Genomic DNA, 21015 nt, shown 5'->3' on the forward strand with positions numbered 1-21015 from the left:
CGCCACTCTTCAGTCTGTCCGGCTTTAGCGCTAAGGCAAGGGCCTCTCAGAAGAGCAGTTCCTGCCCGGGAGTGGTGGCATGGCCCTTCCTCTTCGGGCTGGGGTGATGTGGAACCCGCGCCTCGGCAGAGAGGTTCTCCCACGTAGGCCGCAGGCCGTGTATCTGAACGTCACCTACGCGGCTCTTGAGGTACGCCTGTGTCTCCTCATCCGTGGAGTACAGCACCGTCGCCCGGCTCGCCCTTGTCATGAGCACGTGATACGCGTGCCGGACACACCGCGCGAACTCCTCCGCCTTCTCTTCTTCGCTTCCCGTCCCCTCACGGAGCTTCATGTCGAACGAACCAGGCACCCTGACACGCTTCACCCCGCTTTCCGTATCCTCGCGCCACTGCCCCTTGCGGTAGACCCAGTGGCCATCGCGTCTCACCATGTCCTCGCCAAGGATCACCCCGCACCAGTCCCATTCAAGGCCCTGAGCCGTGTAGACGCAGCCGATCTGGTTGATGCCATACGGATGTACTGACCATTTCGTGGACGGGGGCACAGAACCGTTCTCGCGGAATGAGTCGCCCTTGGCGTTCCACGGTCGGTGCCAGTCACCGATCCGCACGTCTGCCTCCAGGCGCGCGGCCTTCCCCTGGCCCACAGGCTCAGTCCACGGCCAGCAGAAGCCGGCCACCATGCGAGCAGTCGCTCCCGCCGCCGCCTCCGTTCTGATGATGTACTCAAGTTGCTCCGGACTGTCCGCGACCTCGACATGCATCAAACCGTCGGGGGTCCACTCAGTGGTTCCTTCCTCAATGCCGAGGACAGCCCGCACCCAGCGGATGTAGGCGTCACTGCCCCCGCACCGCCATTCCTCCCTGAGTCTGTAGCGGAGCGGAGTGATCCCCCGCGCTCTTGCGGCTTCCTCGATCAGACTCACCGTTCCGACTTCCTTGGGTCGCACGGACTGGCTCTCGTCGAGAAGGAACACAGTGAGGCGGGAGGCATCGAGCAGATCGTCTACCTGGGGCTGCTTGCCAGACTTCTCCTCTCGCTGGTAGATGTCGATGGTTCGCTCTCTCAGGCGATGCGCCTCGTCGCAGATGAGGACATCCAAGGGAGGATCCGGAGGGGTCACAAAGGAACTGAAGTAGGCGAATCTCTCCTTGAACTCCTTGTCGGTGTAGCCCACCTGCTCCTGGAGCGCCCCGTTGAACGCACGGCTGCCACTGGCGTACTTCACCGTGCGTCCGGCTGCCTCGAAAACGGCTCTGAGCTGCAGACCCACCGCGCTCTTTCCGGTACCCGCACCACCCGTCACGATGAACACGGCTCTCTCGTCGTCCCGCGGAGGAGAGGGCTGATCGCGATCGCCGAGGACCAGGGCGGCTCGTTCCAGAACACTCACCGCCACCCTCTTCTGCTGGCCGCGCAACGTGAACACGGTGTCCTCCCCGCGAGACCGGATCATCGCGTCGAGAAGCGGCGTGTTGCGAAGGTTCATGAACCTGAGAAGCTGCTCGGCCTCGGAGGCCGCTCCGTCCTCCGTGAAATGCTTTCGCAGATCCCTGAGGAGGAGATCGCGGCTGTCACGGGTGTACACACGCTCATAGGCTCCTGTCGGCGCCAACGTATCGAGCAGCGGTCGAACGGAGTCGTCGGTGGCATTGTGCAGATATGCGAATCCGCCGCATTCCACCGCGATGCCACGCAGTGGGCCCTGATCTCCAGTGAACAATTGGTAAGTGTTCCTGAGTTGCAGCGCAGGGTGCTTCTTGGGCCTCTTCAACCCCGGCACACTCACGAGCTGCGCGGTGGCGGCTTCCACTCGCGTCACCATCGACCATCGCTTCAGCTCGACAAGCTGGAAGGACGGCAGCCCCGTCTCCGGGTGTCGGCCCACAAGCACGACATCGATGAGGGGCGGCTCACCCTTCTTCGGTTCGTCGATCGTCGCCGCGCACTCGACGACCATCTCGACGTTGCCCCGCCCCGCTTCGACGAGGTCCTCCGCCAACTCGACCAGGCTCTCGGCCCATGCCTCCCGTTCGGTATCGGACACCTCGCGCCCTCGGAAGTACCAGTACCTGGCAGCGAGATGCGACACCATCCGCCGCCTGGAGTTCAGAGTGAGCAGGTCCTGCGCAGATAGCCTCAGCAGGAGCATCGACACGAGGTGGTTCCCCCAGAGCACGAGTGACTCGTGCGGGTGGGGACATGTCCTCGTGTGGAGGAAGCCCGTCGGGCCGCAATGACTACAAGCGATCCTAGGAGGTCGTGCAGCTCACGCGAACTCCCGCCGTCTCATGGACGTCAGTGGCACCTTGGCGAAAAGTTGGTAGCTCAGTCCGGTCATTCACACCGTGACGTCCACGCGCCGCCCGGTCCCCACCAGGTCTCGTAGCTTCTCCTGCGTTTCCCGATCCGTCGAGTAGACGACCGTGCCGACCATTCCGCGGGTCAGCAGCACCTTGTACGTGTTGCGGATCAGCCGATCCACATCGGCGTCCGGCGTAGAGCGCTTGAACACCGGGTCCTTGGATGCCGTACGGACCGTTACCCACCGATCGCCGCGCCACACCAGGTCGGGGCCGATGATGACGCCCGACCAGTCATACTCGAAACCCTGCGCGGTATAGACGCAACCGATCTGCCCGAAACCCGCCGGGTCTGTGGCCCACAGAGCAGACGGTGGCGCACCCGAGACAGAGCGGTCGCCGCGCAAGTTCCAGGGGCGCGCCCAGTCGCCGATCCGCACGTCCGCCGGAAGAGGCTGCCCTGGCTTGGGTTCCGGGGACCATTGCCAGCAGTAGCCGGCTGACATGCGAGCGCTGTAGTGCTGACCGCGGCGGCCATCCAAGAAGCCTTCCATCTCTTCCGGGCTGTCGGCCACGAAGAGGTGCATGCGATCGTCCGTGTTCCACACCACCGGGCCACCGGTCTCCAGTCCCAGAAGCCGCACCACCCAGCGCAGGTAAGCATCGCTCCCGCCGCAGCGAAACTGGCTCTCCAGCCTGACGACAGGGCAGTTCAAACCCCTGCGTGCGGCTGCGGCTCGAATGTCCTCCACCGTGCCCATCTCGCCCGGGCGCACGACCTGGTGCTCATCGAGCAGGAAGACGGGCACTTTGGCCACGTCTATCAGCTCGTCGATCTGCTGCTTACTGGTCCGGCGTGCGGCCGGCGTGTACCGGTTGGCGGATGTCTCACGGATGCGGTGGGCCTCATCGCAGATCAGTACGTCGAGGCTGTTCTTCTCCGTCGTCATGAAGCTGTTGAAGTACTTGAAGAGATCTTGGACTTCGCGCTTTCTGGCACCCGCGACCTTGCGCATCGTCTTGGTGAAGGACTGGGACCCGGTCGCGTGCAGAGCTGGGACGCCTCGCCGGTACAACTCGCCGAGCAGCGAGAGCGCGATGACGCTCTTGCCGGTGCCGGGGCCACCGGTGATTACCACGACCTCCTTGTGGTCAGACTGCTGAGCCTTGCGTACCGCGTTGAGGACCTTTCGGTAAGCGACCTGCTGTTCGTCGAGAAGCACGAACTGCTCCCTCTCGCGGACTTCCCGCGCTGCGACAGCCATCAGCTGCTTCGAGGGAATCGTCCTGCCCGCGAGCAGCCCATCAGCAGCTGCGGCGCCCGGATACTCAGGGCTGAGCCGGGCACGAACGTGGTCGATGAACCCTCCGCGGGTGTCGCCTGCGAACAGCTGGCCCCACTGGTCGGACTCGATCTCGCGCAGGGCAGCCACATCGAACTCGGTTGCATTGTGCAGGAAGGCCACTCCCCCGACCCTCTCCGGGTGGCCGGCCACAGCGCCGTTGAAGTTGACCAGGTACTCGCAGTAGCGGCGCACCTGCTCGATGGGGTTGAGGACCGGCTGAGTGTATGACGGGACGTGGCAGAGCACCGGGTCGTCCTCATCCGGTAGAACGTGGCTCCACTGCTTGAGCTCCACCACGACGTACGAGGGGTCACCCGTGCGTGGGTGGATCCCGGCGAGAACCGCGTCGACTCGCTTACTGTTCATCGGAAGTGCGTACTCGAGCATGACCTCGACGTCACCGAGTCCCGCGTCAATGAGCGCGGCGGTCAGCGCGGGGATGCTCCGCTCCCAAGACCGCGACTCCGAGGGGTTGGGCCGGTAGCCGTGCTTGTGGGTGAACTGCTCGGTGAGGTGGAGATAGAGCGAACTGTCGAGCGCCATGGCGGCGACCGTTTTCGCAGACGCGCGGAACAACAAGGACTTCCCCCGGGCAACACGAAATGGCGCGTGCGGGTGGGGGCATGTCCTTCGAGACTCCACGGGGTGGAGCGGAAGCCCGTCGGGCCGCGTTGACGATGCGTTTGAGGGTACCTGGCGAGATTGTCTGTCGCATCGGCGGCAGCATGCGTGGCGCTTGAGGCCCAGCCCCTTCCACGAGAAGCCGACCATGAGTCGACGACCCAACTTCGGCTGCACGCTCCATGTCGTGCAAGCGCCCACGCTGCTTCGTCACTCACCGGCACGGCCAGGATGCGCCCGGGCACATTCCTCCAGGTAAGGGAATAGAACCCCTGAACTGCAGGAATGTGGAGGGCTGACGAATCGGGCTCTACGCCGGGTCGTGTCCCAGCACGGTACGGATGACCACGACGATACGTGGCGAGGCGACAGCTATCCCAGCACGGGAAAAAGCTAGCTAAGGACTCGACCCGAAGAGTCGAGCCCCACTGACCCGCACGTTCGCCAGATTGGGAATGGCGATACGTCAGCCGCTACACGTTGAACCTGAACGTCGAGCACAGCGCTCCCACCTGCGAAAACGCGATTCCGATCGCCCTCATCCAGCGCCCGTCCAGCACGGGGACGACGAAGGGGTCGGGCTCGACAGAGCCCGACCCCTTCTGACGTGCACGCTTGACTCAAAACCTCACATGCAGTAAGTGCACGACTACACGTTAAACCTGAACTCCACCACGTCCCCGTCCTGCATCACGTACTCCTTGCCCTCCATGCGCGCCTTGCCCTTCGCGCGGGCCTCCGCCACCGAGCCCGTCGTGATCAGGTCGTCGAAGGAGATGACCTCGGCCTTGATGAAGCCCTTCTGGAAGTCGGTGTGGATCACACCGGCCGCCTCGGGGGCCGTGGCGCCCTTCTTGATGGTCCAGGCGCGGGTTTCCTTCGGGCCTGCCGTCAGATAGGTCTGGAGGCCCAGGATGTCGAAGCCGACCCGGCTGAGGGTGGCGAGGCCGGGCTCTTCCTGGCCCATGGACTGGAGGAGCTCAAGCGACTCCTCGGCGTCCAGTTCGATCAGCTCGGACTCGATCTTGGCGTTGAGGAAGATCGCCTCGGCCGGGGCGACCAGTGCGCGCTGTTCGTTCTTGAAGTCCTCGTCGACGAGCTCGTCCTCGTCCACGTTGAAGGCGTAGAGGAACGGCTTCGTCGTCAGCAGGTGCAGCTCGTGCAGCAGGTCGCCCTGCTCGGTGCCCTTGGTGATGCCCGCCGAGAACAGCGTCTGGCCGGACTCCAGGATCTTTTGGGCGGCCTCGACCGCCGCGAGCACCGCCACCTTGTCCTTCTGGAGGCGGGACTCCTTCGTCAGCCGCGGGACGGCCTTCTCGACCGACTGGAGGTCGGCGAGGATGAGCTCGGTGTTGATCGTCTCGATGTCGTCCTTCGGCGAGACCTTGCCGTCGACGTGCACCACGTTGTCGTCCTTGAAGGCACGGATGACCTGGCAGATCGCATCGGACTCGCGGATGTTCGCCAGGAACTTGTTGCCGAGCCCCTCGCCCTCACTCGCGCCGCGGACGATGCCCGCGATGTCGACGAAGTCGACCGTCGCCGGCAGGATCCGCTGGGAGCCGAAGATCTCCGCCAGCTTCGCCAGTCGGTCGTCGGGGACCCCGACCACACCGACGTTCGGCTCGATCGTGGCGAACGGGTAGTTGGCCGCCAGCACGTCGTTCTTGGTCAGGGCATTGAAAAGGGTCGACTTACCGACATTCGGCAGGCCGACGATTCCGATCGTGAGCGACACGTTGGCGACTTCCTGAGTGAGGATGCTGGGTGGGGACCGGCCCGATGCCGGGCGATCCCGGTCGGTCCGGACGGGGACCGACCACCCAGTTTACGGGCGGGTCGGGGCCGGCGAGGACGGGATGGTACGCCGCTTGGTGCGGCGGGGAGTCGAACTCTTCGCCAAGGTCATCCAAAGTGCGTGTCCCGTGCCGACTTCCGGGCCGCTCGCAACCTACGTTGGGGTCGTGGAGCAGCACAGGACGAGTAACCCCCAGCGCCGGCAACGGCCGCAGCCCCCTTTGACGCCGCAGGGACCCCTCTCACCGCAGAGCGCCCTCGCCGACGCGCCCGCCGTGTACGGGCTCCGGCCCACGGCCCCGGCCCGTTCCGAATCCGCCTTGGTCGTCGCCCTGCGCCGGTTTCCGGCACCGCGACTGACGGGCTTGGGCGCCGGTCTCTTCGCCATCGTCACCATGCTGGTGATCGGCGCACTCGACTGGCTGTTCTTCGACGGCTCGGCCGCGGTGTTCGGGATGCTCTATTTGCCGGTCTGTGCACTGACGGCCCTGTGGGTGCGGGAAGCAGACCTGGTCACGGCACCCATCGGGGTTCCCATTGCGTTCGCCGTCGGAGTCGTGCCCATCTCCGGTGGGGAGGGCGGCATCGGTGGCCAGATCATGGCTGTGGTCACCTCGCTCGCCGTGCATGCCGGGTGGCTCTACGGCGGCACCCTCGTAGCCGGTCTGATCACCTGCGTGCGCAAGGTGCGGTCGATGGGGCGGCGTCGGCGCAAGGTCCACCCCGTCGCACCGCCGCCCGCTCACCGGCCGCACGTCCGATGAGGTGGGATGGGCCGCAGGCCGCTGTCGGCCCGGGCCCGTCCACCTTCCGTTCTGCTGGTCCGGTCAGCTCTGGTGGTGCCGGTCGCCCTGCGTCGCCATGGCGGCGCCGACGATGCCCGCGTTGTTCTTGAGCTCCGCGGGAACGATCTCCGCTCGGATCCCTTCGATCAGCGGAACGAACTTGTCCGCCTTCCGGCTCACTCCACCGCCGAGGATGAACAGCTCGGGCGAGAACAGCATCTCCACGTGGGCGAGGTACTTCTGCACCCGCCGAGCCCAGTGGTGCCAGCTCAGGTCCTCGTCCTCCTTCGCCTTGGTCGACGCGTGCGTCTCGGCGTCGCGTCCGTGCAGCTCCAGATGCCCCAGCTCGGTGTTGGGGAGCAGCCGTCCGCCGGTGAAGACCGCGCTGCCGATGCCCGTCCCGAGGGTCAGGACGATCACCGTGCCCGTGCGGCCCCGGCCAGCGCCGAAGGTCATTTCCGCGATGCCCGCGGCGTCCGCGTCGTTCAGCAGGGTGACCGGTGCACCCTTGAGCCGCTCGCTGAGCAGCCCCGCCGCGTCCTTGTCGATCCAGTCCTTGTCGACGTTGGCCGCCGTACGCGTCACTCCGTCGGTGACCACGCCGGGGAAGGTGATGCCCACCGGGCCCGACCAGTCGAAGTGCCGCACCACTTCGGCGACGCCGTCCGCCACGGCGTCCGGCGTCGCAGGGTGCGGTGTCAGTACCTTGTGGCGTTCCTCCGCCAAGTCACCGCGCTCAAGATCTACGGGAGCGCCCTTGATTCCCGATCCACCGATGTCCACTCCGAACACGTTCATGGACCCCACGGTAAGGGCAGCTCCGCACTGTCACTCGCCAGCGCGCGCGGATGCCTTGGCGACCAGTTCGGCGGCCTCGGCCCGCAGATCCCGGCGCAGTTCCTTCGGCAGCGAGAAGGTGATCGACTCCTCGGCCGCCTTCACGAGTTCGACGTCCTCGTAGCCGCGCTGGGTGAGCCACTCCAGTACGCCTTCGACCAGGATGTCGGGAACGGACGCCCCGGAGGTGACTCCGACCGTGGAGACCCCTTCGAGCCATGCCTCGTCGATCTCTTCGGCGAAGTCGACCAAGTGGGCGGAGGATGCGCCGGCGCCGAGGGCGACCTCGACCAGTCGTACGGAGTTCGACGAGTTCTTGGAGCCGACCACGATCACCAGGTCCGCTTCGGCGCCCATCTGCTTGACGGCGATCTGACGGTTCTGGGTGGCGTAGCAGATGTCGTCGCTGGGCGGGGAGATCAGCTGGGGGAACTTCTCCTTCAGCCGGTCCACGGTCTCCATCGTCTCGTCGACCGAGAGGGTGGTCTGGGAGAGCCAGACGACCTTCGACTCATCGCGGACCTCGACCTTGGCGACGTCGTCCGGCCCGTCGACGAGCGTGATGTGGTCGGGGGCCTCGCCTGAGGTGCCGATGACCTCTTCATGGCCTTCGTGACCGATCAGGAGGATGTCGTAGTCCTCGTTGGCGAACCGGACGGCCTCCTTGTGCACCTTGGTGACCAGGGGGCAGGTGGCGTCGATGGTCGCGAGTTGGCGGCCGGCGGCCTCTTCGTGGACGACGGGGGCGACCCCGTGCGCGGAGAACATGACGATGGAGCCTTCGGGGACCTCCGCCGTCTTGTCGACGAAGATCGCGCCCTTCTTCTCCAGGGTCTGGACGACGTACTTGTTGTGGACGATCTCGTGGCGAACGTAGATCGGTGAGCCGTACTGCTCAAGGGCCTTCTCGACGGCGATCACGGCACGATCCACTCCCGCGCAGTAGCCACGGGGCGCGGCGAGCAGGACGCGGCGGGCAAGAGGCGTAGCAGTCATGCCCCCCATCGTAAGGCCGCTCAGAACAGGCGGGAGATCACCACCCGGGCCAAGACTGGTGTGCGGACGGGCGACGGACGGAGGGCCGGATGGGTACGGCGGGAGTCTCTGCGGCTGGCGGAGGGGGTCGGGACGCGGGCGGGGCGGGTGCGGACGGCGCGCCCGGGCGGGACCCGAACGGCGGCGGTGAACTGCGGCGCACCCTGGGATTTCGCGATCTCGTCGTCTACGGATTGCTGTTCATCGCGCCCATGGCCCCGGTCGGTGTGTTCGGCACGCTGGACGCCCGCTCGCACGGTGCGGTGGCTCTGGTCTATGTGGTCGCCACCATTGCGATGGGCTTCACGGCGGTGAGTTACGCGCAGATGGTGCGGGTCGCGCCCCGGGCCGGGTCGGTCTACACGTACGCGCGCAAGGGCCTCAGCGACGGGGCCGGCTTCATCGCCGGCTGGATGATGATGCTCGACTATCTGCTGATCCCGGCGGTCGCCTATCTGTTCTCGGGAATCGCGATGGAAGCCCTGGTGCCGGGGGTCGACCGGTGGGTGTGGACGTTGATCGCGGTCGTGGTGACCACGCTGCTGAACCTCTGGGGGGTTCGGGCCGCCGCCCGGGTGGGGTTCGCCGTGCTCGCGATGGAGATCGTGGTGCTGGTGGTCTTCGTCGTCTCCGCGGTGGTGGTGCTGGCGCGGGACGGTGCCCAGCGCGGCTGGCTGTCGCCCTTCACCGGGGACGGGGACTTCTCGCTGGCGGCGGTGTTGGGGGCGGTGTCGGTGGCCGTGCTGTCCTATCTGGGGTTCGACGCGATCGTGTCCTTCGCTGAGGAGGTGACGGGCGGTTCGCGCAAGGTGGCTCGGGCGGTGTTGTTCTGTCTGGTGCTCGCTGGGGTGCTGTTCATCGTGCAGACCTATCTGGCGGCCCTGCTGGAGCCGGTGTCGTCGGCGGAGTTGGCGGCGGACCCGGCCAAGCAGGGGGCGGCGTTCTATGTGGCGGTGGATGCCTCGGTCGGGAGCTGGTTGCACGATCTGATCGCGCTGAGCAAGGCGATCGGTGCCGCTTTCGCCGCGCTGGCCGGGCAGGCGGCTGCGGGGCGGTTGCTGTTCGCGATGGCGCGTGATCGCAGATTGCCCCGGGGTCTGGCGCGTACGGGGTCGGGGGTGCCGCGGGTCGCGCTGCTGTTGGCAGCCGTGGTGACGTTGGTGGCGGCGGTCTGGGCGGCGCGCCGGGACGACGGCCTCGATCATCTGGTGTCGGTGGTGGACATCGGGGCACTGACGGCGTTCGTGTTGCTGCACGCGAGCGTGGTGGGCTGGTTCGTGGTGCAGCGTGGTGGTGGGGCGGGAGGATTCGCCTGGGGCCGGCATGTGGTGGTGCCGGTGGTCGGGGCGGCGATCCTGATCGCGGTGATGGCCAAGGCGGCGGGATCGGCGCAGGTGGTGGGCGCGGTGTGGTTGGCGGTGGGGCTGGTGGTGCTGGCCGTGCGCTGGGCTCGCACCCAACGCACCTGACACGCCTGACACGCCTGATGCACCCAACGCACCCGACGCGCCTGATGTACCTGATGCACCTGCCAAGCCGGCCGGCCGAGCACTGGGGTCGCACCTAACGGGTGTCGATCCGGTCGGCATGGCCTCTCCCCCGCGGTGTTGACGGGCACCGGGCAGCGGTCCCGATCGGTCGAGGCGGGGGGCGTTGTCGGAGCCGGCCGATACGCTCGTTCGCATGGCTCTGAACACGTCTCCCGACGCCCCCCTCCCCGTCGGCGAGGTGTCCCGGCTCATCGGCGGATGGATCGACCGGCTGGGTGCGGTCTGGGTCGAGGGCCAGATCACCCAGCTCTCCCGGCGCCCAGGGCAGGGCGTTGTCTTCATGACCCTGCGTGACCCGTCGTACGACATCTCCGTGGCCGTCACCTGCTACCGGCAGGTCTTCGACGCGGTGGCCGATGTCGTCTCCGAGGGGGCGCGGGTCGTGGTGCACGCCAAGCCCGAGTGGTACGCGCCGCGGGGGCAGCTGTCCTTGCGGGCGGTGGAGATCAAGCCTGTCGGGATCGGTGAGCTGCTCGCCCGGTTGGAGCAGTTGAAGCGGGCGCTGGGCGGGGAGGGCCTGTTCGCCGTCGATCGGAAGAAGGCGTTGCCGTTCCTGCCCCATCGGGTGGGGTTGGTGTGCGGGCGGGCGTCCGCGGCCGAGCGCGATGTCCTGGAGAACGCCCGGCGGCGCTGGCCCGCGGTCCGGTTCGAGGTGCGCAATGTGGCCGTGCAGGGGATCCATGCGGTCACCCAGGTGATCGAGGCGGTTCAGGAGCTGGACCAGGACCCCGCGGTGGACGTGATCATCGTGGCGCGCGGCGGCGGCAGCGTGGAGGACCTGCTCCCGTTCTCGGACGAACAGCTGGTGCGTGCCGTCTTCGCGTGCCGTACGCCGGTGGTGTCCGCGATCGGGCACGAACCGGACTCGCCGCTGCTGGATCTCGTCGCCGACCTGCGGGCTTCCACACCGACCGATGCCGCCAAGAAGGTGGTGCCCGATGTGGGCGAGGAGTTGGAGCGGGTGCGCCAGTTGCGGGACCGGGCGCTGCGGACGGTCCGTGGGGTGTTGGAGCGCGAGGAGCGCGGTCTGGCCCATGCGCTGGGGCGGCCGGCGATGGAGCGTCCACACCGGATGGTGGACGAGCGGGAGGCCGAGGTGGATGCGCTGGTGGCGCGCAGTCGGCGGGTGCTCGGGCATCTCCTGGACCGCGCGGAGTCCGAGCTCTCCCACACCCGGGCGCGGGTGGTCTCACTCTCTCCGGCGGCCACGCTGGAGCGGGGGTACGCGGTACTTCAGCGTGCCGATGGTGCGGTGGTGCGGGCGCCGGGCGAGGTGGGCGGAGGGGAAGAGCTGCGGGCTCGGGTCTTCGAGGGCGAGTTCGCGGTGCGGGTCGTGGAGTGAGGCCCGCGGGCTGCGCCATCGGGGCGGAGCCCGCCCCAGGTGAGCAGGGCAGGTGCGGGGAGCGCATTGAGCACGGGCCGAGCGGTCCATGGGCTTCGGCCGGCTCGTACGGACGGTGGAACAGGACCTCGGGTCCGGGATCTAAGGGTGGTTTGCATGGCTGCGAAGACGGATGAAGCGGCGCTGGGCTATGAGCAGGCGCGGGACGAGTTGATCGAGGTGGTGCGCCGGCTGGAGGCGGGCGGCACGACGCTGGAGGAGTCATTGGCGCTCTGGGAGCGGGGCGAGGAGCTGGCCAAGGTCTGCCGCCGTTGGCTGGAGGGTGCCCGGGCTCGGTTGGATGCCGCGCTGGCAGGTCCCGAGTCGGGCGAGGGTGACGCCGAAAACGACTAAAAGCCCTGGTGAGGGGTGCGCAAGGGTGCAGCGGGCGGGTGAGGGTCGTCACAACTCACTGATTAGTTGAAATTTAATGTATTCGGCTACGGTTATGCCCGGTCGTACACCCCCACGAGCACCGAAAGGCACTCCGAGCATGAGCATCGTCCTTGACCCCACCGCCCAGGACCTCCTCTTCCGCGAGGCACGCACTGCCAACACCTTCACCGACGAGCCGGTGACCGATGAGCAGATCCAGGCGATCTACGACCTGGTCAAGTTCGGACCGACCGCCTTCAACCAGAACCCCCTGCGAGTGGTCCTGGTCCGTTCCGCGGAGGCCCGTGAGCGCCTGGTCCCCCACATGTGGGAGGGCAACCAGGGCAAGACCGGCACTGCTCCGCTCGTGGCGATCCTCGCCGCCGACAATGAGTTCCACGAGGAGCTCCCGTCCCTGCTGCCGCACTTTCCGCAGGCCAAGGACGTCTTCTTCGCCGAGCGCCCGGTTCGTGAGGAGGCGGCCAGCCTGAACGCCGCGCTCCAGGCCGCGTACTTCATCGTCGGCGTCCGTGCGGCGGGTCTTGCCGCGGGCCCAATGACCGGCTTCGACTTCTCCGGTGTCCAGAAGGAGTTCCTGGACGCCGACCACACCCCGCTCATGATCGTCAACATCGGCAAGCCCGGTGAGGACGCCGCCTTCCCGCGCTCGCCGCGACTGGCCTACAACGACGTGGTCACCACGGTCTGACCACACCCCGAGCAGGAAAGGGCCGCCGCACCCCTGCTGGGTGCGGCGGCCCTTTCCTGCGTAGGGGCGGGCCGGTCAGGCGGCGCCCACGGGCTTGGGGGTCTTCACCTTGAGTGCGGCTGCCATCTCGGCGAGCCGGTCGAGCGGGGCGGTGCCGGTGACCACGGTCGTCGCGCCCTTGCCCTCGCGCACCAGGGCGTCGTACTTGGGCCCCTCCCAGATCTGCCAGCTCTCGCCGTTGACCTGCCGGGTCCGGCCGGTGTCCTCGGCGCGATGGGTGACCCGTCCGACGTACTTCTTGAACGGCGCGGTCGACTGCTCCACGGCGACGTACTCGCGCTTCGGGTCCAGGAACCCGAGGTGCCAGGCGTTGGAGTCACTCCGGTTGTAGGTCACCGAAGTGGGCTTCCACGCCTTCGGCAGACCCTCGGGCGCGACCACCGGGTAGGGCGCCGCGCGTTGGGCGGTCACCAACTCGATCGAGTAGTCGACCCGCTTGATCGGGTCCTTCGTATCGTCACGGGGGATGAAGATGTACGTCACACCGACGACGGCCCCGATGACCACCATCGAGAGCACCATGTCCCGAACCGTCTGCTTGCCTCGCATACCTGCCACGCACACCATCGTCGCATCCGTGGTCGGCGCTCAAACGTGGGCCCCACTGCTCATTTTGTCGACGTGCAGATAGAGTCACAGCACCCTCTATATCCGGCCGTCGTCGTACAGAAAGGTGCGCTCCGATGACCGAGCACAATCTGCCGTCCCAGCTGGAGGTCTCGCCCGAGGCCCCCGATCGCAACCTTGCCCTGGAACTGGTCAGGGTCACCGAGGCCGCCGCCATGGCCGCGGGTCGATGGGTCGGGCGCGGTGACAAGAACGGCGCGGACGGTGCGGCCGTCAAGGCCATGCGGACCCTCGTCCACACCGTGTCGATGAACGGCATCGTCGTCATCGGCGAAGGTGAGAAGGACGAAGCGCCGATGCTCTTCAACGGCGAGCGCATCGGTGATGGCACCGGTGCCGAGGTCGACATCGCCGTGGACCCGATCGATGGCACGACCCTGACCGCCCGGGGCATGCCGAACGCCATCGCCGTTCTCGCGGCGGCCGACCGCGGCGCCATGTTCGACCCGTCCGCGGTCTTCTACATGGACAAACTCGTCACCGGGCCGGAGGCCGCCGACTTCGTCGACATCAACGCCCCCGTGTCGGTGAACATCCGCCGCGTCGCCAAGGCGAAGCGGTCATCGCCCGAGGACGTGACGGTCGTCATCCTGGACCGCCCGCGTCACGAGAGCATCGTGAAGGAGATCCGGGAGACCGGCGCACGCATCAAGTTCATCTCCGACGGCGATGTGGCCGGCGCGATCATGGCCGTACGGGAGGGTACGGGCGTCGACATGCTCATGGGCGTGGGCGGTACGCCGGAAGGCATCATCACCGCCTGTGCGATCAAGTGTCTCGGCGGCACGATCCAGGGCAAGCTCTGGCCCAAGGACGAAGCCGAGCGCCAGAAGGCCCTGGACGCCGGCCATGACCTCGACCGGGTGCTCGCTACCGACGACCTCGTGCGCGGGGACAACGTCTTCTTCGTCGCCACCGGCATCACGGACGGGGAGTTGCTGCGCGGGGTGCGGTACCGCGCGGAGACCGCCACCACGCAGTCGCTCGTCATGCGCTCCAAGTCGGGCACGATCCGCCAGATCGACTCCACCCACCGGCTGTCCAAGCTGCGCGCGTACAGCCAGATCGACTTCGACCGCGCGCAGTAGTTCCCATACAGCAGTTCCAACCAATGCAGTAGGTCAGAACGATGCGGTAGTTCAGAACGATGTAGTAGTTCAGGGCCGAGACGCAGGAGTGCGACTGCGGTTCGACCACACACAGTGAGTGGCATTCGGCTGCTGCCGACACCGCCGGTCCCATCGCGAACAGGGGTGCCCCGAACCATTCCCAGGGGCGCCCCTGAGCCGATGGTCGCGGACCGTACGGCGCAGAACACACGCAGGGGGAGGCACTCCAAGCTCATCCCCTGGTGCGTTCACTGGTGTCGGGTCTCTCAGCGACACCGGTGAGCGCGTACGAGGGGACAGCCGGTGAAGCGTCCGTCCTCACTGTGCCGGGCGACCGTGGGCCCGGCGCTCCCGCTTCCCGCTCAAGCCGCGGACTGTGACTTCTTGGTCTCCACGTCCCGCCGCCTGCGCCGGGCGAGCACCACCCGCCGCTCAGCCGCGGTCAGTCCGCCCCACACTCCGTAGGGCTCGGGCTGGAGCAGTGCGTGTTCCCGACACTCGACCATCACCGGGCAACGCCCGCAGACCCTCTTCGCGGCCTCTTCGCGCGACAGCCGTGCGGCCGTGGGCTCCTTGGAGGGTGCGAAGAACAGTCCGGCCTCGTCCCGACGGCACACCGCCTCCGCATGCCAGGGGCCGTCCTGGTCTTCCCGAGCGGGCGCACGCTGAGGCGGTACAGCGGCCACCTGCAAGGACTGGTACGGCAGTTGCAGCACGGTCTACTCCTGACGACGGCTTCGCGAGCGAGAGACGATGCAGCTCTCCCTACCCGCTGTGCGCACGCCTATGCACTGAGTGGCATCGAGTTCCACCTCCGCGGAAGCCCGCACAGCCGTTCGCGACCGAAATTCGGCCAGGGGCTTGACACCTGCGGTCAGCCGCTGGGCACCGGGGAGTGCGTGCACGGCGACACAGAGCAGACCGGATCCGTCAGACCCTGCCTAGCCCAGGAACTTCTTCAGGCGGTGCTGGAGGTCGGAGACCCGACGGCCGCGCTTCGCCTTCGCCTCGACATTGCCGAAGACCGAGTATCCGTTGACGACGACCACGGGGGCCTCGGGGTCAGCAGCCTCCAGGCCGCGTACCTCGAAGTTGCCGAAAATGCCACTGCCGTTGCCGCGCAAGGTGATGTTCTCGGGCACGCGCACTTCAACATTGCCGAAAATCGATGTTGCATTGATCACTGTCACCCGCTGCTGGAACAACGCCTGCGTGAGGTCGATCTCCACGCTGCCAAACAGGGAAAAGGCGTTGGTGCGACGGCCGACCCGCCAGCGGCCCTTGCGGGTGGAGCTGGAGAACACGGCAATCAGGTTCTCCGTCTCGCCCGTCGGGTCCTCGGGACCGTAGGAGTAGCCGGCCGCCTCGGAGCCCTTGCGCGTGGCGGGCAGGTCCTGCACCAGCGGCTGGAGTTCGCCGACGGTCTTGGCGCGGTAGACCGCGTCGATCCGCTCGGAATGCTCCTCGGCGTCCAACCGCCCTTCGGCCAGGGCGTCCCGGAGGATGTCGGCGATCCGATCGCGATCCGCGTCGGATGCGCGGATCGCACCGGGCGCGCTCGGGGCAACGCCGCGCTCCGCTGGGACGGCGGGCTTCTGGGGGTGCTTTTCGAGGTCCACGGGACAAGGGTAGCTAAACGCGATAGATCGCGACTAGGGGCAACACCGTTCCGAGGTCGATGAACGGCACTCTGCCAGCGCTTTCTCTACTGAGCCTTACCTCACCAGAAGTCGCGTCGCACCGCGTTCTACGCTGGAGGGCGCGCCGCCGACGGAGGCTGCGTCGCTGCCCGCCGAGTGAGGAATGGCCGCAATGTCTCTAGTCCCCCGCCCATCCAGCCCGGCGTTCGCCTACACCGACCTGCTCCCCCTGGGAGAGGACACCACGTCCTATCGACTGGTGACCGCCGAGGGCGTCTCCACCTTCGAGGCCGACGGACGGACGTTCCTCAAGGTCGAGCCGGAAGCCCTGCGCCGGCTCGCCGCCGAGGCGATGCACGACATTTCACACTATCTGCGGCCGGCGCATCTGACGCAGCTGCGACGGATCGTGGACGACCCCGAGGCATCGTCCAACGACAAGTTCGTCGCGCTGGACCTGCTCAAGAACGCCAACATCGCCGCCGCGGGCGTGCTGCCCATGTGCCAGGACACCGGTACGGCGATCGTGATGGGCAAGCGCGGTCAGAACGTCCTGACCGAGGGCCGGGACGAGGAGGCGCTGTCGCTCGGCGTCTTCGACGCGTACACCAAGCTCAATCTGCGCTACTCGCAGATGGCCCCGCTGACCATGTGGGAGGAGAAGAACACCGGCTCCAACCTCCCGGCGCAGATCGAGCTCTACGCGAGCGACGGCGGCGCGTACAAGTTCCTCTTCATGGCCAAGGGCGGCGGTTCGGCGAACAAGTCCTTCCTCTACCAGGAGACCAAGGCCGTCCTGAACGAGTCCTCCATGATGAAGTTCCTGGAGGAGAAGATCCGCTCGCTGGGCACGGCCGCGTGTCCCCCGTACCACCTGGCGATCGTGGTCGGCGGTACGTCGGCGGAGTTCGCGCTGAAGACGGCGAAGTACGCCTCCGCCCACTATCTGGACGAACTGCCCTCCGAGGGCTCCCCCACCGGGCACGGCTTCCGGGACAAGGAGCTGGAGGAGAAGGTCTTCGAGCTGACGCAGAAGATCGGCATCGGGGCGCAGTTCGGCGGCAAGTACTTCTGCCACGACGTCCGGGTCGTACGACTGCCGCGGCACGGTGCCTCGCTGCCCGTGGCCATCGCGGTGTCCTGCTCGGCAGACCGACAGGCCGTGGCGAAGATCACCGCCGATGGTGTCTTCCTGGAGCAGTTGGAGACCGACCCCGCGCGGTTCCTGCCGGACACCACCGATGATCACCTCGCTGACGCCGACGTCGTGCGCGTCGACCTCAACCGCCCCATGGACGAGGTGCTCGCCGAGCTGACGAAGTACCCGGTCAAGACCCGTCTGTCGCTCACCGGCCCGCTGGTGGTCGCCCGTGACATCGCCCACGCGAAGATCAAGGAACGGCTGGATGCGGGCGAGGAGATGCCGCAGTACCTGAAGGACCACCCGGTGTACTACGCGGGCCCGGCCAAGACCCCCGAGGGGTACGCGTCGGGTTCCTTCGGGCCGACGACCGCAGGCCGGATGGACTCGTACGTGGAGCAGTTCCAGGCCGCGGGCGGCTCGAAGGTGATGTTGGCGAAGGGCAATCGCTCCCGGCAGGTCACCGAGGCGTGCGGCGCGCACGGCGGCTTCTACCTGGGGTCGATCGGTGGGCCCGCGGCGCGGCTGGCGCAGGACTGCATCAAGAAGGTCGAGGTCGTCGAGTACGAGGAGTTGGGGATGGAGGCCGTCTGGCGGATCGAGGTGGAGGACTTCCCGGCGTTCATCGTGGTCGACGACAAGGGGAACGACTTCTTCACCGAGCCGGCTCCGGCTCCGACCTTCACCTCCATCCCGGTGCGCGGACCGGGTCTTTAGGGTCAAGTCTCCAGGGTCGGGTATCCAGGGTCGGGTATCCAGGGTCGGGTATCCAGGGTCGGGCTCTCCAGGGCCGGGCGGGGTCGCCCAGCAGGGTCCACGGCTCCGGCGTTCACTACGGGGCCCGACGCCCGTCGCAGGGCGCCCCCGTGGCTCACCGCGCGCTGTGGGTCCTTCGTGCCCCCGTGTCGCGCCCCGTGTCGGGCGCTCGGGTCTTTGTGCTCGGGTATTTACTGGTCGGTACATGCAGCGGGGAATAGCCGGAACCGGACAACCGCTCACCTATCCGCGGGGGACCGCGCCCGGCGGGCCCCCAGAGCTGGAGGTACCGTCCCGATGACCGACGCCGCCGACCACCGCATCGAGCGCGATTCCATGGGCGAGGTGCGGGTGCCCGTGGACGCCAAGTGGCGTGCCCAGACCCAGCGGGCACTGGAGAACTTCCCCATCTCGGGGCAGCGGCTGGAGCGCGCGCACATCGAGGCCCTGGCCCGGATCAAGGCGGCTGCCGCCGAGGTCAACGCCGAACTCGGTGTGCTCGACAAGGACATCGCGCGGGCGATCGTGGATGCGGCGGCGGAGGTCGCCGACGGGCGGTGGGACGACCACTTCCCCGTCGACGTCTTCCAGACCGGCTCCGGCACCTCGTCGAACATGAACACCAACGAGGTGCTGGCCACGCTCGCGGGTGAGCGCCTGGGCCGCCCGGTCCACCCGAACGACCATGTGAACGCCTCCCAGTCGTCCAACGATGTCTTCCCCTCCTCGATCCACATCGCGGCCACCGCGGCCGTCACCGCCGATCTGATCCCGGCCCTGGAGCACCTGGCGGCGTCGCTGGAGCGCAAGTCGGTCGAGTTCTCCGAGGTGGTCAAGTCCGGGCGCACGCATCTGATGGACGCCACGCCCGTCACGCTGGGCCAGGAGTTCAGCGGCTATGCGGCGCAGGTCCGCTACGGGGTGGAGCGGCTGGTATCGGCGCTGCCGAGGCTGGCCGAACTGCCCCTCGGCGGGACCGCGGTGGGCACCGGCATCAACACCCCGCCCGGGTTCTCGGCGGCCGTGATCGCCGAGGTCGCGCGGTCCACGGGGCTTCCGCTGACCGAGGCCCGGGACCACTTCGAGGCGCAGGGTGCCCGGGACGCCCTGGTGGAGACGTCCGGCCAGTTGCGCACGATCGCCGTGTCCCTCACCAAGATCGCCAACGATCTGCGCTGGATGGCCAGTGGCCCACGCACCGGATTGGCCGAAATCAATCTGCCCGATCTCCAGCCGGGTTCTTCGATCATGCCGGGCAAGGTCAATCCGGTGATCCCCGAGGCGGTGTTGATGGTCGCGGCCCAGGTGATCGGCAACGACACCACGGTCACGGTCGCGGGCGCGGCCGGCAACTTCGAACTGAACGTGATGCTGCCGGTGCTGGCCCGCAATCTGCTGGAGTCGGTGCGCCTGCTGGCCAATGCGTCCCGGTTGCTCGCCGACCGCACGGTCGACGGCATCACCGCCAATGTCGAACGGGCCAGGGAGTACGCCGAGTCGTCGCCGTCCGTGGTCACCCCGCTCAACAAGTACATCGGGTACGAGGAGGCGGCGAAGGTCGCCAAGAAGTCGCTCGCGGAGCGCAAGACCATCCGCGAAGTCGTCCTGGAGTCCGGGTATGTGGACCGCGGGGCGCTGACGCTGGAGCAGTTGGACGAGGCACTGGACGTGTTGCGGATGACCCGGCCCTGAGGGCTGTTCCCGACCGGTGGTCGGCCCGCCCGGGCGCGTCGTTGTGAAGATCCGGTACGGACAGGTGTGCCGTACTCCTAAAATCTGCTCATGACAGGCACGGAACGCATTGAACGCTGGAGCCCCGGAGACCACATCCTCTGGCGCTATCGCGGCCATGCCCCGGACCTGGCGGGTCATTACGGGGTGGACATCTGCCGCCCCGTCACCGTCGTCCAGGACACCGCCGATGTGCTGGCCGTGTGGATGGCTCCGGGTACGGAGTGCGTGAAGCCGGTGCTCGTGGACGGCACCCCCGTCCACGAACAGCCGCTCGCCACCCGCTACACGGCTCCGCGCACGGTCAAGCGCGACCACTGGTTTGGCACAGGTGTGCTCAAGTTGGCCCGACCGGGCGAACCCTGGTCGGTCTGGCTGTTCTGGGAACCGGGCTGGCGGTTCAAGAACTGGTACGTGAACCTGGAGGAGCCGCGGACCCGTTGGGCGGACGGCATCGACTCCGAGGATCACTTCCTGGACATCTGCGTCTATCCCGACCGCAGTTGGCGCTGGGAGGACGAGGACGAGTTCGACCAGGCGCAGCGGGTGGGTCTGATGGAAGCCCAGAAGGCCGTGCAGGTCAGGGCCGCGGGGCTGTCCGCCGTGGAGGTCATCAACGCCTGGGGTGCACCGTTCTCCGAGGGGTGGGAGCACTGGCGCCCCGATCCCGGGTGGCGGGTGCCGGAACTGCCGGCCGACTGGGACCGTACGGCCGCCGGGCTGGCCTTCTGACGGGGGCGGGCCGCCGGACGTGCGCACGAGGGCAACCGCGGCCGTGGCGAGCGTCCGCGTACCCCGACGGCCCGCCAGCACGAGCGCCACAAAGCCCCAAAGAGGGGCAAACTATACAGAAGTCACATAAGACTCTGAAGGCCCATAAGGTTCTCAGGTCGCTCACGTTCCGACGTTCCCGACCAGCGGGGCGGAGGCCCGTCTCCCACCCGTGGAAGCCGCCCCGCGCCGCTCCGGCTGAGTTTGCCGGCGCGGGGTGACTTCAACGGGTGCACCTTCGAGGGGCATGATGGTCCCGCGGGTGTGTCGGTCACCCGTCCCGCAAGATGTCGGACTCCGGTCCCTGAACACACTCCGGCGCATACGAGGCCATGAGACTCTTGATACGCCCCCTGGGGGCAAACGTAGGATCGTCGTCCGCAGGGCTGTGTCGTTCGGAGTCGCTCGGAACCAACCGGTAACTCTTCGGCGCAGCGC

General features: G+C 67.4%; 17 protein-coding genes. 9 read left to right on the forward strand and 8 right to left on the reverse strand.

Going from position 1 to position 21015, the window contains the following annotated elements; translation table 11 throughout:
• Nucleotides 1-46 precede the first annotated feature (46 nt).
• The 3 genes from ACFXJL_RS02895 to ychF all read right to left on the reverse strand — a co-directional run bounded on the left by ACFXJL_RS02895 (nucleotide 47) and on the right by ychF (nucleotide 6011).
• On the reverse strand, nucleotides 47-2155 hold the full coding sequence (locus tag ACFXJL_RS02895; RefSeq protein ID WP_384689142.1) for a DUF2075 domain-containing protein: 2109 nt from the start codon (nucleotides 2153-2155) through the stop codon (nucleotides 47-49).
• A 189-nt stretch (nucleotides 2156-2344) separates the two neighbouring features.
• Complete coding sequence (locus tag ACFXJL_RS02900; RefSeq protein ID WP_384689145.1) at nucleotides 2345-4231, reverse strand: DNA/RNA helicase domain-containing protein; 1887 nt, start codon at nucleotides 4229-4231, stop codon at nucleotides 2345-2347.
• Between the two features lie 691 nt (nucleotides 4232-4922).
• Nucleotides 4923-6011 (reverse strand): redox-regulated ATPase YchF, encoded by a 1089-nt coding sequence (ychF, locus tag ACFXJL_RS02905; protein WP_384688667.1) that lies wholly within the window; start codon nucleotides 6009-6011, stop codon nucleotides 4923-4925.
• A 226-nt stretch (nucleotides 6012-6237) separates the two neighbouring features.
• Between ychF and ACFXJL_RS02910 the strand changes: the two genes are divergently transcribed.
• Nucleotides 6238-6834 (forward strand): DUF6542 domain-containing protein, encoded by a 597-nt coding sequence (locus ACFXJL_RS02910; RefSeq protein ID WP_358876201.1) that lies wholly within the window; start codon nucleotides 6238-6240, stop codon nucleotides 6832-6834.
• 63 nt (nucleotides 6835-6897) lie between these two features.
• Here the strand turns inward: ACFXJL_RS02910 and ppgK are convergent, their stop codons facing one another.
• Nucleotides 6898-7653 carry a polyphosphate--glucose phosphotransferase gene (ppgK, locus tag ACFXJL_RS02915; protein ID WP_384688670.1) on the reverse strand — a complete coding sequence of 252 codons (756 nt, stop codon included), beginning with the start codon at nucleotides 7651-7653 and terminating at the stop codon, nucleotides 6898-6900.
• 30 nt (nucleotides 7654-7683) lie between these two features.
• Entirely contained in the window at nucleotides 7684-8697 is a 1014-nt protein-coding gene (locus tag ACFXJL_RS02920; RefSeq protein ID WP_384631421.1) for a 4-hydroxy-3-methylbut-2-enyl diphosphate reductase, read from the reverse strand.
• Between the two features lie 80 nt (nucleotides 8698-8777).
• Between ACFXJL_RS02920 and ACFXJL_RS02925 the strand changes: the two genes are divergently transcribed.
• The 4 genes from ACFXJL_RS02925 to ACFXJL_RS02940 all read left to right on the forward strand — a co-directional run bounded on the left by ACFXJL_RS02925 (nucleotide 8778) and on the right by ACFXJL_RS02940 (nucleotide 12742).
• On the forward strand, nucleotides 8778-10196 hold the full coding sequence (locus ACFXJL_RS02925; RefSeq protein ID WP_384688672.1) for an APC family permease: 1419 nt from the start codon (nucleotides 8778-8780) through the stop codon (nucleotides 10194-10196).
• A 214-nt stretch (nucleotides 10197-10410) separates the two neighbouring features.
• Nucleotides 10411-11619: an exodeoxyribonuclease VII large subunit gene (gene xseA / locus ACFXJL_RS02930; protein WP_384688675.1), complete on the forward strand. Its 1209-nt coding sequence runs from the start codon at nucleotides 10411-10413 to the stop codon at nucleotides 11617-11619.
• 156 nt (nucleotides 11620-11775) lie between these two features.
• Nucleotides 11776-12012 carry an exodeoxyribonuclease VII small subunit gene (locus ACFXJL_RS02935; protein WP_358876206.1) on the forward strand — a complete coding sequence of 79 codons (237 nt, stop codon included), beginning with the start codon at nucleotides 11776-11778 and terminating at the stop codon, nucleotides 12010-12012.
• Nucleotides 12013-12151: 139 nt separating this feature from the next.
• Nucleotides 12152-12742, forward strand: coding sequence for a malonic semialdehyde reductase (locus ACFXJL_RS02940; RefSeq protein WP_358876207.1), 591 nt, complete (start codon nucleotides 12152-12154; stop codon nucleotides 12740-12742).
• A 75-nt stretch (nucleotides 12743-12817) separates the two neighbouring features.
• Here ACFXJL_RS02940 and ACFXJL_RS02945 read toward each other — a convergent pair whose 3' ends face one another.
• Entirely contained in the window at nucleotides 12818-13369 is a 552-nt protein-coding gene (locus ACFXJL_RS02945) for a DUF4245 domain-containing protein (RefSeq protein ID WP_358876208.1), read from the reverse strand.
• Between the two features lie 116 nt (nucleotides 13370-13485).
• Between ACFXJL_RS02945 and glpX the strand changes: the two genes are divergently transcribed.
• Nucleotides 13486-14517, forward strand: coding sequence for a class II fructose-bisphosphatase (gene glpX, locus ACFXJL_RS02950; RefSeq protein ID WP_358876209.1), 1032 nt, complete (start codon nucleotides 13486-13488; stop codon nucleotides 14515-14517).
• 383 nt (nucleotides 14518-14900) lie between these two features.
• On the opposite strand, the gene ACFXJL_RS02955 is transcribed toward glpX, so the two are convergent.
• Both ACFXJL_RS02955 and ACFXJL_RS02960 read right to left on the reverse strand, forming a co-directional pair.
• The gene (locus tag ACFXJL_RS02955) at nucleotides 14901-15254 is read right to left on the reverse strand and encodes a WhiB family transcriptional regulator (protein ID WP_329022912.1); all 354 of its coding nucleotides are present in this window, start codon (nucleotides 15252-15254) and stop codon (nucleotides 14901-14903) included.
• Between the two features lie 225 nt (nucleotides 15255-15479).
• On the reverse strand, nucleotides 15480-16157 hold the full coding sequence (locus ACFXJL_RS02960; protein WP_384631426.1) for a DUF1707 domain-containing protein: 678 nt from the start codon (nucleotides 16155-16157) through the stop codon (nucleotides 15480-15482).
• A 193-nt stretch (nucleotides 16158-16350) separates the two neighbouring features.
• Here ACFXJL_RS02960 and ACFXJL_RS02965 point away from each other — a divergent pair, with 193 nt between their 5' ends.
• From ACFXJL_RS02965 to ACFXJL_RS02975, 3 genes are all read left to right on the forward strand, one after another.
• The gene (locus ACFXJL_RS02965; RefSeq protein ID WP_358876211.1) at nucleotides 16351-18036 is read left to right on the forward strand and encodes a fumarate hydratase; all 1686 of its coding nucleotides are present in this window, start codon (nucleotides 16351-16353) and stop codon (nucleotides 18034-18036) included.
• Between the two features lie 336 nt (nucleotides 18037-18372).
• Complete coding sequence (locus ACFXJL_RS02970; protein WP_329022906.1) at nucleotides 18373-19767, forward strand: class II fumarate hydratase; 1395 nt, start codon at nucleotides 18373-18375, stop codon at nucleotides 19765-19767.
• 90 nt (nucleotides 19768-19857) lie between these two features.
• Nucleotides 19858-20538, forward strand: a complete 681-nt coding sequence (locus tag ACFXJL_RS02975; RefSeq protein WP_358876213.1) for a DUF402 domain-containing protein — start codon at nucleotides 19858-19860, stop codon at nucleotides 20536-20538.
• The last annotated feature ends 477 nt before the right edge of the window (nucleotides 20539-21015 follow it).

Source organism: Streptomyces sp. NPDC059256 (genome assembly GCF_042753785.1).
Classification (GTDB): Bacteria; Actinomycetota; Actinomycetes; order Streptomycetales; family Streptomycetaceae; genus Streptomyces.